Below are 16,580 nucleotides of genomic sequence, written 5' to 3' on the forward strand. Positions count from 1 at the left end.
CAAAGAAACAACGGTTCCACGGCAGGCAGCGCACTATTGCAAATGGGCGGAGGCGGGGCTGGTCAGGCTCGACGTCGTGGCCGCAGGCGCCGCCCCACCGGTGCATCGCGACAACAGGGCCAGCTGCCGTGTCATCAGCTGCATCTGCCGCGCGACCAGGTGGCGCACGGCGTCCGCATCGACGGACGGGGCCGCAGGAATGGCAGCGCTCCCTGCATCGGGCAATGGCAACGGCTCAGCCTCTTTGAGCGGTGGATCGGGCGGCAGCCGGGCGTCCAGCTCCAACACCAGACGGTCCACGCTGGCGCAGTCCTCCATCAGCTGGCGGAAGGTAATGCCCACGGGGAACACCTTCCCCAGCTGCACCGAGACCTGGGTCAGCGTGAGGCTGTCCATCCCCAGCTCCACGAAGGGGGTATCGCCATCCTCCATGGAGATGTCGAAGCCAGTGACGTCCGCGAACAGCTCCCTGACCCGTGCCGAGAGGCGCGCGTGGCGGCCACCGGGCTCCATTGCCTGCCGATCCGTATGCGTCATTCCTGCAGCTCCGAAGGCACGCGGCGACGGGTGGGGAACAGCCATTTCCTGAACTGGCTGATGGGGCCGCCGCGCAGTGCCGCCTTGGCCTTCATGGGAGCGAAGCGCTCCGACCCGGCGATCTGCTCCCCCAACTGTTCCAACGTGGATGTCGCCAGGGCGAGCACGTTGAGACGGACGCCGGTCTCCCTGTGGATCCGGTTGATGAAGCGCACCGCCAGGAGCGAGTGGCCACCGGCATCGAAGAAGTTGTAGTCGGCGGCGACCGGGGCGCCCACCAGCTCGGAGCAGAGCGCGGTCACATAGCCGACAGCGGCGGCAGTGCCGTGGCGTGGCGGCTCCTCCCGCGCCGCGCCGGGCCCGCCGGCGACGGCCTCCGCGGGCTTGCGCGGCTGCGGCCGTGGCAGCGCGGCGCGGTCGACCTTGCCGTTGGGCAGGAGCGGCAGCGCATCAAGCACCAGAATGTGCTGCGGCACCATGTAAGTTGGGAGGATCCCGCGCAGCCGCGCGAGCTGCGCCCTGTCGTCGAACCGCTCCCTGTCGGCGGCGATCACGTACGCCACCAGCCGCTGGTCGCCCGGCGCGTCCTCGCGAACGGTCACCACCGAGCGCACGATGCCGGGGTCGGCGTCGAGCGAGGCCTCGATCTCACCCGGCTCGATGCGGTGGCCGCGCAGCTTCAGCTGGAAATCCAGACGTCCCTGGTGTTCGATCATGCCGTCGTGCCGCCAGCGGCCGCGGTCACCGGTGCGATACAGCCTGGGCGCCAGGCCGGTGCCATGGTCCCGGGGCGCGACCCGATCGGCAACGAACAGTTCTGCCGTCAGTGCTTCGCGACCCAGGTAGCCCAGGGCGACACCCGCGCCGCCGATGCAGATCTCGCCCGGCACGCCGACCGGGCACACCTGGCCATGCGGGTCCATCACCCAGACCGTGGTGTTGCCGATCGGGCGACCGACGTGGATGTCGAGCGTATCTGCGTCGCCCGTGCGTTCGATCCTGGCGCAGGTCGACCACACCGTGGTCTCGGTCGGCCCGTACATGTTCCAGAGTTCCACCCCGCGGTCGATGAGCAGTCCCGCCAGCTCCGCCGACAGCGGCTCGCCTCCGCACAGGGCCCGGAATCCGCGCTGCGGCTTCCATCCGGCCTCGAGCAGCAGGTGCCAAGTGATGGGCGTCGCCTGCAGCACGGTGGCGCGCTCGTCCTCGAGCAGCGCGACGAGCTTCCCGCCATCCACAGCCTGCTCGCGCGTCGCCAGCACCAGGGTGGCCCCGACCCAGAGCGGCAGGAAGATCTCCAGCACCGAGATGTCGAACGAGGTCGTGGTGACGCCGAGCAGGATGTCTTCCGGGCCCAGCCCGGGCGTCTCGCGCATGGCCTGCAGGAAGTTGATAACCGCTCCGTTCGGCACGGCCACGCCCTTCGGCGTTCCGGTCGAACCCGAGGTGTAGATCACATAGGCCGGCGCGTCCCGGCCGGCCGGGTCGACTTCGCGCGCCAGCACCGGGGCCGACTCGATCTCGCCGGCATCCCGATCCAGGAGCAGCTGCTGCGAGGGCTGCAGCGCGAAGCCGTCTGCGAGCTCACCCACGGACACCAGCAGCGCCAGCCCGGCATCGGCGACCATGAAGCGCAGCCGGTCGGCGGGATACGCCGGGTCGAGTGGCACATACGCGGCGCCCAGCTTCAGGACCGCCAGCAGGGTCGCAACCAGGTCCGGGTCGCGCTCGAGGCAGACACCCACCAGGTCGCCCGCTCCCACTCCGCGCGCCGCCAGGGCGTCTGCAAGCCGGCTGCTGCGTGCGTCGAGCTCACGGTATGTCAGCGTGCGTGCGCCGAAGCGCAGGGCGATCCGCTCCGGCGCGCGCTCCACCTGCGGCGCAAGCAGCCCGGGCAGGCTCGTGGCCTGCGGCAGGTTGGTGGATGTGTCGTTCCAGGTCGCCAGCGCCTCGCAGTCTTCGTCGCCGCGGGTCTCGATGTTGCCGATCGCGACATCGGCCTCGGCAACCAATCGCGCCAGCAGGCCGACGAACCGGTGCGCCATGAACTTGGCCGAGGGTGCGGCGATGACGTCGGCGTTGTAGTTGAAGTCGATCAACAGCCGCTCGTCATCCTCGTCCACCCACAGCGAGAGGTCGGTCAACGCGCTGTAGTTCGGCAGGGTGAGATCGTCGCAGCGCAGCTCGCCCCATTGGCGGGCCTGCCCGCGCGAGTCGTCCATGGAGAACAGGGCCTGATACAGCGGCGACCGGCTCATGTCGCGAGGGATCTCCAACTCCTGCAAGAGGCGCTCGACCGGCACGTCCGGGTGCGCGAAGCAGGCCATCATTTCATCGCGCACGTGCCCCAGCAGCTCGGCAAAGGTCCATTCCGGATCCAGTTCGAGGCGCATCGGCAGCACGTTGGAAAAAAAGCCCATCACCTCCTGCAGTTGTTCGGTGAGATGGCTGCGGACCGGCAGCCCGACCACCAGGTCGCGCTGTCCGCTGGTCCGGTGCAGGAACGCGAAATAGGCGGCGAGAAGGGTCATGAACAGGGTGGCGTGGTGGGCCTGGCCGAGTTCGCGCAGCCGCTGCGCCAGGGCCGCCTCGACGCGGACGAATTCGCTTCCACCGCGCCCGCTGGGCATGGCCGGACGCGGGAAATCCGCGGGCAGGCGCAGCGGCTCGACGCCTCCGGACAGCCGCTCGCGCCAATGGGCGATCTGCGCGCGCACGTCCTCGCTGTCCGCCGCGACCGAATGCCAGGCCGCGAAGTCGATGTAGCTGCGCTCGAGCGGGCGCAGCATCGGACTCACGCCCGAGGTGTGGCACGCGTAGAGCGTCGCCATTTCCTTGCAGAACAGGCGGAACGAAGTGCCATCCCAGACGGCGTGATGGACCTGCAGGTAGAGGATGTGGTCCTGGTCGGACAGCCGGAACAGGCGGACCCGGAACAGGGGCGCGTCGTCGGTCCGGATCGGGGCGCGGATCAGAGGGTCGACCCGACGCAGGAACTCGGCATGGCGCTCCCCGGCCGGGAAAGCCGTGAGGTCCTTCTCCGGCAGCAGCGTCACCGGCAGGTCGTCCAGCACCCGCTGCACCGCACCGCCGTCATACGCTTCCAGGACGGTGCGCAGGGCGGGCTGGCGGTGGACCACATCGGCGAGCGCACGATCCAGCGCCTGCAGGTCCAGCGGCCCGCGCAGGCGGAGGGCCGACGGGATCATGTGGTTGGTCGAATCGGGCTGGATCTGTTCCTGCACCCACAGCCGCTGCTGCATCAGCGACAGCGGACCGATGGACTGGTCCGGCTGGCGCGGGATGTCGAGCACGCCTGCTCCGCTAGCCTCCACTTCGGGACGCGCGAGCAGGACCTCAGCCAGCGCGGCCGGCGTGGGCGTGTCGAACAACAGGCGCAGCTTGACCTGGGTCCCGAAGGCCTGTTCCAACCAGCTCGCCAGCCGTGCGGCAAGCAGCGAATGGCCACCTGCGGCGAAGAAGTCCTGCTCCGGGTCGAAATCCGGCAGGTCCAGCAGCTCGGCCATCTTCGCTGCGATCCGCGACGCCGCCGTACCGTCGTCCCGACGCACCGCAGCCTCGGCCACTTCGTCATGCGGTACCACGGGCAGTTTCGACGGGGCGAGCTTTCCCGTCGTCGAGACCGGCATGGCGTCGAGCACCACCACGCGTTCCGGCAGCATGTATGGCGGCAGCTGGTCCCGGAGCCCTTCGGCCAGCGCCGTCTCGTCGACGGAGGCGCCACTGCGCGCCACCACATAGGCGACCAGTCCCGCTGCACCCTGCCCGTCTTCGCGCACCACCACGGCAGCCTCGGCCACCGACGCGTCGGCGCGCAGCGCGGCTTCGATGTCGCCCGGTTCGATCCGGTAGCCGCGCAGCTTCACCTGGCGGTCCCGCCGCCCCAGATGCATGAGGTTGCCGTCGGCGCGCCAGCGGCCGCGATCCCCGGTCCGGTACAGCCGCGGCGCACCCGACCCAGTCTCCATGGCTGCGGAGAACACGCCGGGTACGAACTGCTTCGCCATCAGCTCGGGCCGGTCCAGGTAGCCGAGACTCAGGCCCTCGCCGCCGATACAGATTTCACCCGCAGTGCCGCGCGGGCACAGATGGCCGAAGCGGTCGACGATCCAGACGCTCGAATTGTCCACCGGCCTGCCGATGTGGATGTCGGGCAGCCCGTCCGCCGACGTCGCGATCCGCGCGCCGGTGGCGGTGACCGTGGTCTCGGTTGGGCCGTACATGTTCCAGAGTTCGGCACCGCGCTCCAGCAGCGCCGTCGCGACATCGGGCGGCATCGCTTCACCGCCGCAGATGGCCTTGAATCCAGGCGACCCGCGCCATCCGGCGTCGAGCAGCACGCGCCAGCCCGAAGGCGTGGCATCGAGGTAGGTCGCCCCGCTGCGCTCCATCATCTGCCGGAACGCCGCGCCGTGCACGGCCGTGTCCCGGTCGACGAGCACCACCCGTGCGCCCACTGACAGCGGCAGGCACAGGTCCACGACCGAGGGATCGAAGGACAGGGGCGTGACCGCGGCAACCGCGTCTTCCGCGCCGAGCCGCAGCCAGCGCTGCATGCAGGCGATGAGATTCGCGACCGCACGATGCGGCACGCGGACGCCCTTGGGGGTGCCGGTCGAGCCCGACGTGTAGGCCACATAGGCCACCGAATCCGGCATCGCCGCACCCGCATCGCGCCCGATGCGCGTCGTGGGCAGGTCCGGCGGAAGGTCGCCGGGAACGTCCAGCGCGAGCAGCGTCACGCCCTCGACGGCAACCCGCCGGGCGTGGACGGTCTCGGTGAGGATGACGGACAACCGCGCGTCCCTGGCGATCGCGGCCAGGCGCGCCGGTGGCTGCTCCGGATCCAACGGCACATAGCCCGCGCCGGCCTTCAACGTCCCCAGGACCGCCGCCGGCATCCGTGGCGTGCGCTCGAGCATGATTCCGACCAGGGCGCCGCGCGCAATGCCCCTGGAGCGCAGGAGGTGTGCGATGCGATTGCCCTGCGCCTCCAGCGCCGCGTAGCTCGTCGTGTCGCCGTCCTGCCAGAGCGCGATGCGCCCGCCGTCGACGTCGCACTGGCGTTCGAAGTGCTCGTGCATCCGGCACTCCGCGTCGAACGCCACCGGAGCCGGCTGCAGATCGCGCAACCGTTCCCTCGCTTCGCCTTCCACCAGTGGAAGACCTGACAGCCGCTGCGCGGAATCCCGCACCAGCCCGCGAAGCACGCTCTCATACGCTTCCAGCCACGCATCGACAGTGGCGGCATCGAACAGCGCGCTGCTGTACAGGCATTCCAGGCGCAGGCCGTCCTGCGACGGCACCGCGTTGATCGAGAAATCGAAGTTGTCGCAGACCATCGGTGTGACGGACAGGTCCAACACCAGGCCGGCGAACGCATCGCGCTCCCGGTCGGCGACCTGGTCGACGTTGAACACGGCGGACACCAGCGGCGGCCGGCTGGCGTCGCGTTCGATCCGCAGCTTCTTCAGCAGGGAGCCGAAGGTGCAGCGCTGGTGCTCCATCGCATCGAGCACGGTTGTCCGGGTCGCTTCGAGCAGCGCCGCGAACGACTGCGCATGGTCGATCGCCAGCCGCAGCGGCAGCAGGTTGACGCAGTGCCCGACCAGCGGTCCGCCCGAGCCTTCGTCCGCCTGGCCGGCGACCGGAATTCCCACCACCAGGTCATCCTGGGCGCTGAGCCGCGATAGCAGGAGGCCAAAGGCTGACAGCAGGCTCACATAGAAGCTCGTACCGTGTGCCGACCCCGTGCGCCGCACCGCATCCATCAGCTCCGCGTCGAGCGTGCGCACCGCGAACCCCGCGGCCGGATCCCGCTCCGGCGACCGGGGCCGGTCCACGGGCAGGTCAAGCACCGGTCCGCCGTCGGCAAGCCGTGCCAACCACCAGGCTTCGTCGTCGGGCGACACCGACAGCTCCGGCTGCAGCGCCAGTAGGCGGGCGTACTCGCGGAACGAGCGCGCTGCGGGCAGGCCCGGGCCCTGGCCGCCGCACTCGCGGGAGTAAAGCGCGCCCAGCTCGTGCACGATCACGTTCCACGACCAGCCGTCACAGACCATGTGGTGGGCGTGCAGCAGCAGCACGTGGCCTTCGTTGGAGAGGCGGACCAGTTCCGCCCGCAGCAGCGGGCCGCGCTCCAGGTCGAACGGCGTTTCCACACCGGCACGCTTGCGCCCCGCCAGGGCCTCGGGCTGCCCGTCCGCGGCCAGCGCGCCGAGGTCGGTGACCGGCATGTCCAACGTCATCGTCGGCTGGACGTGCAGCCATTCACCGTCGGCGGAGATCGTCGAACGCAGCGCATCGTGGCGGTCGACCGTTGCGCGCAGTGCGGACAGCAGCGCAGCGACGTCGAGCCTGCCCTGCAGGGAGAGCGAGATCGACTGGTTGAAGGCCAGGGCCACCGACGGATCGATCCGCGCCGCGAGCCAGATTTCCCGCTGCGGTTCCGTCGTCGGCACCAGGGCGCCATCTGCGGGGCCGGCCACGGTGCTCTCCGCGGCGCCGGGTGCGGGTGCAACCAGCACGGTCGTGGGCGGTGCAGCCGGGTCCACGCGACCGGGCTGCTGATCGGGCTCCTGGTGGGGCTGCAGTGCCTGCGCCAGCACCATCTGCCGGGCCATCAGCGCCTGCTGGTCGCGCACGACCGAGAGCAGCCACTCCCTGTCGGCGACCCCGCTGTGCTCCAGCGCGTCCAGGTGCCCGGACATGAGCCGGAGCTGTTCGTCGAAGACCTCTGCGAGTCCAGCCGGGACCGGGCCGGTCACCGCCGCAGCGCCTGGAACCGCCGCATCGGCGACGTCCTGCGCCACGGCCTCAGCGACCGCCGGGGCCACGGAATGGGCATCCAGCCAGCAGCGTTTTCGTTCAAAGGGATACGCCGGAAGGAGGACGCGGCGTCGGCGCGCGCGCCGGTCCAGGAGTTCCGGGCGCAGGGCCAGACCCCGGCTCCAGGCCTGTCCGAACGCGTCCAGCAGCGCTGTCGCTTCCCCGGCCGGGTTGTCGCCCAGCGAAGCGATCGCGGCAACGCCCTGCTCCCGCAGCAGCGGCTGCTGGCGCGAGAGCGCGGTAAGCGTGTTGCGCGGGCCGATCTCCAGCAGCGCGCGCGGCTGCACCACCTCCAGTGCGCTGGCGAGCGCCCCGGAGAAGCGCACCGTGCCGCGCAGATGGCGTGCCCAGTAATCGGCCGACACCGCTTGTGCGGCGTCCAGCAGTTCGCCGGTGGCGGTCGAGAAGATCGGGATCGACGGCGCCTGCCGCGGCAGCGCCTCGACTTCGGCGCGGAACGGCGCCACCGCAGGCTCCATCATCGAGGAATGGAATGCGTGCGAGGTCCTGAGCGCACGGCAGGCCACGCCCTCGGCCTCCAACTGCTGCTGGAAGCTGGAAATGAGGTCGTGCGGACCCGAAACCACGCTGGCTCCCGGCGCGTTCTCGGCGGCCAGCGACAGGCCGTCCGGCAGGCGCGCCAATAGCGCCGCGCCCGGCTGCCGCACCGACAGCATCGCGCCCGTGGGCTGGGCCTGCATCAGGCGGCCACGGCGCGCGACCAGGCGCAGCGCATCAGCCAGCTCGAACACGCCGGCCAGGGTCGCGGCAACGAACTCGCCGATGCTGTGGCCCACCATCGCCGCCGGCGTGAGTCCCTGCGCCATCCACCAGCGCGCCAGGGAATATTCGATGCTGAAGATCGCCGGCTGCATGATCGCTGTCGGCAGCAGCGCTTCGGCGTCATCGCCGAACACCAGGGCGCGCAGGCCCTGGCCCAGCTTCGTGTCGAGCAGCTCCACATCGAGCACCGCGGCGCAGGCATCGAAGGCCTCGCGGAACGCAGGCTCGCGTTCGTACAGCTCCCGCCCCATGCCCGCGTACTGGCAGCCCTGTCCAGGGAACAGGAAGACCACCCCGCCGTCCTTCGCCGGCACGGTCTTCGCGGCTGCGGCAGCGAGGCTGGCATCGCGCAGCCGCGTGACCGCCCCGGCGCTGTCCACGGCGGCAACGGCGACCCGGTGCCCCATGGCCTTGCGCCCGACCGCGAGCGTCCACGCCACGTCGGCGAAGTTCTGCGCAGGGTTGGCCTCCAGGTGGTCGGCGAGGCGGGTAATGGATGCCTGCAGCGCCGCCGGCGTCCGCGCCGACAGCACCAGCAACTGGGCGCCTTCCGCAGCGTCGGAAGGAGCCACCGGCGGAGCCTGCTCCATCACCACGTGCGCATTGGTGCCGCCCACGCCGAACGAACTCACGCCGGCGCGGCGCGGGCCGTCCGGGGAAGCCGGCCAGGGCAGCAGCTCGCCACTCGCACGGAACGGCGTGGACCCGAAATCGATGGATGGATTTCCTTCGCGGAAATGCGCCGTGGGCGGAATGCAGCCGTTTTCCAGCGCCAGTGCGGTCTTGATGACACCGGCCGCGCCCGCGGCCATCAGCGTGTGCCCGATGTTGCTCTTGACCGAACCGACCACGCAGAAGCCCGTGTCCCGGGTGCCCTGCCGGAAGGCCCGGGTCAGGCCCTCGATCTCGATCGGGTCTCCCATGGGCGTGGCGGTGCCGTGCGCCTCGACGTAACCGATGCTGCGTGGCTCGACCCCGGCATCGGCATGCGCCATCGCGATCACCGCCGCCTGCCCATCGCTGCTCGGCGCGGTGAAGCTCGCCTTGCCGCCACCATCGTTGTTGATCGCAGCCCCGCGGATCACCGCGTGGATGGGATCACCGTCCGCGATGGCCTCGGACAGGCGCTTGAGCAGCACCACCGCGGCCCCGTCGCTGAACACCGTCCCGGTCGCCCCGGCGTCGAAGCTGCGCGTGGCCCCGTCCGCGGAGAGCATGCCGCCTTCCTGGTACAGATGGCCGCTGCGCACCGGGCAGGTCACCGCCACGCCGCCGGCCAGGGCCATGGTGCAGCGCCCCGCGCGCAGGCTGTCGACGGCCTGCACGATCGCCACCAGCGAGGTGGAGCACGCGGTATGCACGCTCACAGCCGGGCCGGTGAGGTCCAGCTTGTGCGCGATGCGGGTGGCGATGTAGTCCTTCTCGTTGCCCAGCATGACCTGGAAGGCACCGAGGTTCTCAATCAGGTCCGGGTGCGCCAGAACATGGTTCTGGTAGTAGCTGGCGTTGTACATGCCGGCAAACACGCCCACCGGCGCGCCGGTTGCGTCCGGCACGCGGCCGGCGCGCTCGATGCACTCCCAGCACAGCTCCAGGAACACGCGCTGCTGGGGGTCCATCAGCTCGGCTTCCTTGTGCGAAATGCCGAAGAACGCCGCGTCGAAGCCGTCAAAGTCGTCGAACACGCCACGCGCGGGCACATAGGCCGGGTCAGCGCGCAGCGCTTCGGGGATGGCGGCGTCCAGCTCGTCCGCGGAAAAGCGGGCCACGCCGTCGCGGCCAGCGCACAGGCTTTCCCACAGCACTTCGACCGAGGCCGATCCCGGGAAGCGCCCGGCCATGGCGATGATCGCGATCGGCTCACCGTCGCTGCCGCCGCGGCCGCGCGACATGCGCGTGGTATCGAGGGCGCGCGGAGCGTCACCGGACGTGATTTCCGTCGCCAGCGTCGCCGGCGTGGGCGAATTGAACAGCGCCGTCGCCGGCACGTCGCCGATGCCTTCGCGGCGCGCGGCCTCCAGCACCCGGATCACCAGCAGCGAGCTGCCCCCGAGGTCGAAGAAACTGTCGTCACGACCCAGCCCCTCCAGGTCGAGGACCTCGGCGAAGATCCGGCACAGCGCGGCTTCGACCGGCGTCCGCGGGGCGGCGTACGGCCCGGCCCAATCCGGGCGTCCGCGGCCGGGCCTGGGCAGCTGCGCGCGATCGAGCTTGCCGTTGGGCGAGAGCGGCAGCGCGTCCATCTGCACGAAGGCCACCGGCACCATGTAGTCCGGCAGCTGCGCCACCAGGTGGCCGCGCAGCCGCTCCAGATCGACCGGCGCCGCCGCGTCCTGCGCAGACACGTAGGCGACCAGCCGCGTCATGCCCGGTACGTCCTCGCGTGCGAGCACGCCGGCCTGGCGCACGCCGGGGAACGCCATCACTTGCGCCTCGATTTCGCCCGGCTCAACCCGGAACCCGCGGATCTTCACCTGGAAGTCCTGGCGGCCGAGGCATTCAAGGTTGCCGTCGGGCAGCCAGCGGCCCAGGTCGCCGCTGCGATACATGCGCGCCCCGCCCCCGACGAAGGGATCGGGCACGAAGCGCTCCGCGCTCAACGCGTCGCGTCCGAGGTAACCGCGCGCCAGTACCGGCCCGGCCAGGTACAGCTCGCCGGCCGCCCCTTCAGGAAGCACTCGCCCGCCCTCGTCCAGTACGTACACCCGCGCATTGGCGATCGGCCGGCCGATGCTCGGCAGCCGCGGCCAGGTCGCGGGATCCGCGGGCAGGGTCAGCGCGGTAACCACGTGCGTCTCGGTCGGGCCGTAGTGGTTGTGCAGGCGGCAGCCGGGCAGGCGCTCGAAAAAGCGCACGATCTTCGGTTCGATGCGCAGCTGTTCGCCGGCGGTGATCACCTCGCGCAGGTCGCAGCGCACCGGCTCGCCGGCCGGCAGCGAGGCGATATGGCCTTCGAGTCCCTCGGCCAGCATCTGCAGCGCGAAATACGGAAGGAATATGCGTTCGATGCGGTGTTCGACGATGAAGTCGAACAGCCTGCCCGCAGCCAGCCGCGCGTCCTGGTCGATCAGGTGCAGCTCGCCGCCGGTGGCAAGCGTGGCGAAGGTTTCCTGGAAGGCCACGTCAAAGCCCAGCGCCGCGTACTGCAGCGTGCGCAGCGGCGCATCGTGGCCCGGCTCGCGCACCTGCCACTGGATCAGGTTGGCCAGCGGCCCATGGGGCATCGCCACGCCCTTGGGCTGGCCGGTCGAGCCCGAGGTGTAGAGCACGTAGGCCAGGTCGTCCGCGCGCACGTCGCATTCGTCCGGGCCGAGGTCGTGCGCGGGCTGTTTCGCCCAGGGTGCGTCCGTGGCCAGCAGGTCGATCACGACCAGCCCGCCCGGCTTCCCTCCCGCCTTCCCGCCCGGTGCGCCGTCTGCAACGGGCTCCATGCCGGACATCGTCAACAGCACGCGCGGCTGTGAGTCGGAGAGCGTGTAGGCCAGCCGGTCGGCCGGATAGGTGGGGTCCAGCGGCACATACGCGCCCCCGGCCTTGAGCGTGGCCAGCAGGCCCAGCACCACCCCCACGCCGCGCTCGACATGGATCGCCACGCGCCCGTCCCGGCCCACGCCGCAACTGCGCAAATGGCGCGCCAGGCGGTTGGCCCGCGCGTTCAGTTCAGCGTAGGTCAGCCGCTCATCGCCGTGCACCAGCGCGATCGCGTCGGGAGTGCGGGCCACCTGGGCCTCGAACAGGCGATGCACGCCCGCGACCTCCGGGAACGCGGCAGTGGTGCCGTTCCAGCGCTCCACGGCGGCGCTGCGCTGCGCCTCGTCCAGCAGCGGCAGGTCGGCCACGAGGCCACGGGCGTCGTCGAGCATCGCGCACAGCAGGGTTTCCCAGCAGCCAAGCCAGTGGTCGGCCTGGCGCGCATCGAGCAGCGCATCAACGAACTCGAACCGAACCGGCAGGCGGCCGGAAGAGTCGGCCTCGCCGAGCCGCATGGCCAGCAGCGTGCCGTCCTCGAACGGAGCATCGATCGCCCCTTCGGTAAACAGCGCCTGCCACCGGATCGCGGCCGCATCCGAGGCCGCGAACGCCGGGGCATGCCGCGCGGCTTCGTCCACACGCGTCGCCACCAGCCGCAGGCACGCGGCCACGTCGGTCCCTTCGGTCAGCCCGAAGCGCAGCGGCAGCGCCGGACCGTCGTCATGGCGATGCTGGATGACGAGGTCCGCCTGCGACGAGAGCCGGTGCAGCAACACCAGGAACGACGCCAGCAGCACCTGGCCCGGAGCGACGCCATGCGCCGCTGCGAAGGCACGCAACCGCATGACAAGCGGCGGCTCCAGCAGCCGGCCCGCGGACCCGCACCCGTCCGCTCCGGCGGCGCGCATATCGCCCACCGCCAGGCCGATCGACTGGGTCGCTCCGGACAATGCCGACTCCCAGTAGCCTTTCGCGTCACCCGTGATCATCCGACCGCTCCCCCCCCGTCCATCCATACAGCCAATTGAACGGATTCCGAGGGAAAGAGCGGCCAGTGGCGCCCGCGACTCAGCGCCCCGCGTCGGGCAGCTCCTTGATGCCTTCAGGAGGCAGGATGCGACGTTTCCGCGTCCGAACGGGTCCCCACCGCCCGACCCGGTCCGCTCCGACTTTCTCCTGCAGCCCAGCGGCCTGCAGGTGCCGTGGCGCACGGGGCTGCTGCCGGCGGGTGCTGACGCATGGCTAGGAAGCCATGCCGCGATCACTCATGCACGTCGGCCAGATCGGTCGGCATCAGCTGCCGGTAGTGCAGCACCGTCAGGATTTCCACCTGTGTATGCGTCACGCGGTAGATCAAGCGATAGGGGCGTTCAAGTAACTCCCGCACTTCGACGGGCCGATAGCGCTCCAACCGCTTGCCCATCGCCGGCAACTCACCCAGTTCCAGCGCGCGACGCGCCAGCTGGAGCGCCACCGACGACGCCACGTCTGGCGCGTGTTCTTTCAGGTAGGTCTGGATCTCCAGCAGCCGGGCTTGCGCGCCCGGCGTCCAGTAAACCCTCACGCGGCCAATTCAAGCTGCCGAAGCACGTCCTCGGCGGCAATGAGCTGCCCTGCATCGGCCTGGTCGATGCCCTTCTCGATCGCCCGGTGCAAGGCGGCCTGATAGATCAGGTCCTCCCAACTGGCATCGTCGGGCAGGTCGTCTACCAGCTGGTGGGCCTGCTGTTTGAACACGGCAGCCATGGGAATGTCTCTCGCAAGGGAGGTCCCGAACATCTTAGCCCCCCACTGTCCAGGCTGTCCTGTTCGTCCCCAGGCAGGCGTTCAGCGCGCCGCAGCCGCCGCTCATCCGGACCAGGCCGGCAGCTGGTTAATGGAGTCGAGGAGCTCAAGCCTTGGGCCGGTCGTCCAGATTCCGGTTGAGCGTTTCCTTGATGCTTTGACTCCAGGCGGATTTGAAACCAGGGTCGGAAGCAAACAGTTTGTAAAGCTCCAACTCTTCCTTCCGGCGTTTTAGCATCACCTCGTGCAGGATCCTGTCGAGGGCCAGACCCTTGTTGAAGGGATCGGCGTTTGATTCGTACTTCTCGACGTAATCCGGGTGCGCGCGGATGCTGTTCACCACGTTGACGAACTTCACCCGCTGCTCTTCCGGCGTCGCGCTCCAGCCCTGGAACCAGCGTTCGTTGAAGCTGCGGATGATCTCGTCGAGCGGATCCTTGTCCGGCTCACCGCCGTGGTGACCGCGTGGATTGGGATTCTGCGGATCGAGCTCGGCGTCAGACGGATCAAGGCTGATGGTGTGGTTGAGCTTGGTCCGCTCCAGGCCGTAGGACGACAGGTCCACGGCTTCCAGCAACTCGTCCAGCGTGTCCTGATTGGGGTCCTTGATCTTCAGCTTCGGGACCAGGAACTTGAGGAACCAGAAGAGCTTCTCCCAATCAACGACTTCGAACGGCAGGATCGACGCCATCTGGCCATAAACCTTCACGAACTGGCGCGCCTTGATCTTGAAATCAATCTTGTCCTTTTCGTCCAGCTCCAGCTGATCGTTGAAGCGGTCCGCAGCCGTATCGATGAGCGGGCTCAGGGTCTGGGCATCCTCGCCGGCGAAGTACCGCGCCACGAAGTCCTCGACCTCCTGCCATTCGTACACGCCCACCTGGTCAAGCACGTCCTTCAGCTCGTGCAGGACGTTCACGTCCGTGGCCGATGACAGGGTCGTGACTGTGTAGAAGGGATCGAAGGCCGTCTTGATGTCATCGACATCGTTGAAGAAGTCGAGGATGAACAGGTCCTCGGTCCGCTTGCCGAGCCTGGGCGCCGAACGGTTGAGGCGGGACAGCGCCTGCACGGCAAGGACATGCTGCAGCTTCTTGTCCACGTACATCGTGGTCAGCTTGGGCTGGTCGAAGCCCGTCAGGTACTTGTTGGCAACCACCAACAGCCGGTATTCGTCGTCATCGAACCGGTCGCGAGTTTCGGACTCGGAAAAACCGTTAACCCCGGCCTCGGTATAGGTCACGCCATCCACGAGCTTCTCGCCCGAAAACGCAACCAGCGCCTTGAACGGGTGGCCCCGTTCGCCCAGCAACCGGTTCACCGCGTTGTAGTAGCGGATGGCGGCCTCGATGTTCTGGGTGACGACCATGCCCTTGGCCTTGCCCTTGAGCTTCTTGGGCGTCACCACCTGGCCGATGAAGTGGTCGAGCATGATCTCGGCCTTGGTGTTGATCGTCTGCTGGCTGCGCTCCACGTAGGCCCGCAGCTTCTTCTGCGCCTTGGCGGTGTCGAACAGGGGGTTGTCGGCGATCGACTTCTGGATCTCGTAGTAGCTCTTGTAGGTGGTGTAGTTCGCCAGCACGTCCAGGATGAAGCCTTCCTCGATGGCCTGCTTCATGCTGTACAAGTGGAACGGCTTGAAGCTGCCATCCGGCTGGGCCTCGCCGAACTTCTCCAGCGTGGTGTTCTTGGGCGTTGCGGTGAAGGCGAAGTACGAGGCGTTGCCGCGCATCTTGCGTGAGCGCATGGCCGCCAGGATCCGCTCCTGCGGGTCGTCCTCGTCCGGATCTTCTTCGCCGGCGCCCATCGCGCGGTTCATGTTGTCGTGCGCAATGCCGCTCTGGCCGCTGTGCGCCTCGTCGATGATCACCCCGAAGCGCTTGTCGCTGAGGTCGGCGATGCCGTCGATGATGAACGGGAATTTCTGGATCGTGGTGATGATGATCTTCTTGCCGTGCTCCAGCGCGGACCTCAGATCCGCGGAGCTGTGCGCCGGGGCGACGATGTTCTTGACCTCGGAAAAATCCTTGATGTTGTCGCGCAGCTGCCTGTCCAGGAGGCGGCGGTCGGTCACCACGATGACGCTGTCGAACAGCGGCTGGTCCAGACCCTTGGCCCCTGGGAGATCCGGCTTTTCCGGATAGCTTTCGATCAGCTGGAACGCTGCCCAGGTAATCGAGTTGGACTTGCCCGAGCCTGCTGAATGCTGGATCAGATAGCTGTGTCCCACGCCATTGCTGGCGGCATGGTCAAGCAGGCGGCGCACCACATCGAGCTGGTGATAGCGCGGGAAGATCAGCGCTTTCTTCGCCAGCGGATCGGTCGCCTTGCCTTCCAGCAGCACGAAGTGCTGGATGATGCCCGCCAGGCTTTCCTTCGTGAACACCTCTTCCCACAGATAGGCGGTCTTGTGGCCGTGCGGGTTGGGCGGGTTGCCTTCGCCCTCGTTGTGGCCCTTGTTGAAGGGCAGGAAGAAGGTGGCGGGCCCGGCCAGCCTGGTGGTCATGAACACCTCGTCGGTGTCCACGGCCATATGCACCAGGGCGCGGCCGAACTGCAGCAGCGGCTGGCTGGCATCGCGCCCTTCGCGGTACTGCTTCTTGCCGTGATAGCGCGCCGTCTGGCCCGTCCAGGCGTTCTTCAGCTCAATCGTGACCAGCGGCAGCCCGTTGATGAAGAGGACCATGTCGATCTCTTCGGCCGGGTTGGCCTGCGAATAGCGGACCTGCCGGGTGACGCTGAAGATGTTGGCGGCGAAGTTCTCGTGCACCCTGGTGGCGGAACTCGCCAGCGGCGCGGGATACATCAGCACAAAGAAGGCGTCATCGACGGCCAGGCCCTTCTTCAGCAGGTGCAGCACCCCGTGCTTTTTGATCAGCCGGTCGAAGCGCTCGAGGATCTTGCGCTGCCAGTCGGCGGGGTTGCGGGCCTTCAGCTTGGCCAGCTCCTTGTCCTGCGTGGTTTCCAGGAACTCCCAGAACAGCCGGGTATCGAGCGCGTATTCGGCGCCGAAATCGGCGGGCAGGCCCAGTCGGTAGAGGGATCGGTCATAGGTTGCTGACGCGTCGGCCAGGCTCTCCGTGGTCTGGCCCGTCAGATGCCGCTGGATCGCCTGTTCCAGCGCGACTTCCTTGGTGTTGCTGACCATCACCTCC

General features: G+C 68.8%; 5 protein-coding genes. All 5 read right to left on the reverse strand.

Annotated elements, in window-relative coordinates:
• Positions 1-33: 33 nt before the first annotated feature.
• Entirely contained in the window at positions 34-537 is a 504-nt protein-coding gene (locus tag ACW7G3_RS04645) for a phosphopantetheine-binding protein (RefSeq protein ID WP_456981386.1), read from the reverse strand.
• Positions 534-12,629 (reverse strand): amino acid adenylation domain-containing protein, encoded by a 12,096-nt coding sequence (locus ACW7G3_RS04650; protein WP_456981388.1) that lies wholly within the window; start codon positions 12,627-12,629, stop codon positions 534-536. Before ACW7G3_RS04650 ends, ACW7G3_RS04645 begins: the two co-directional genes overlap by 4 nt.
• A gap of 272 nt (positions 12,630-12,901) precedes the next feature.
• On the reverse strand, positions 12,902-13,204 hold the full coding sequence (locus tag ACW7G3_RS04655; RefSeq protein WP_456974204.1) for a type II toxin-antitoxin system RelE/ParE family toxin: 303 nt from the start codon (positions 13,202-13,204) through the stop codon (positions 12,902-12,904).
• Positions 13,201-13,386: a hypothetical protein gene (locus tag ACW7G3_RS04660; RefSeq protein ID WP_456974206.1), complete on the reverse strand. Its 186-nt coding sequence runs from the start codon at positions 13,384-13,386 to the stop codon at positions 13,201-13,203. The genes ACW7G3_RS04655 and ACW7G3_RS04660 overlap by 4 nt, the downstream gene beginning before the upstream one ends.
• 145 nt (positions 13,387-13,531) lie before the next feature.
• A complete protein-coding gene (locus tag ACW7G3_RS04665) occupies positions 13,532-16,573 on the reverse strand; it encodes a type I restriction endonuclease subunit R (RefSeq protein ID WP_456981390.1) in 3,042 nt (1,013 codons plus the stop codon).
• Positions 16,574-16,580: the final 7 nt, after the last annotated feature.

The sequence above is a fragment of the Luteimonas sp. A478 genome, from assembly GCF_054052025.1.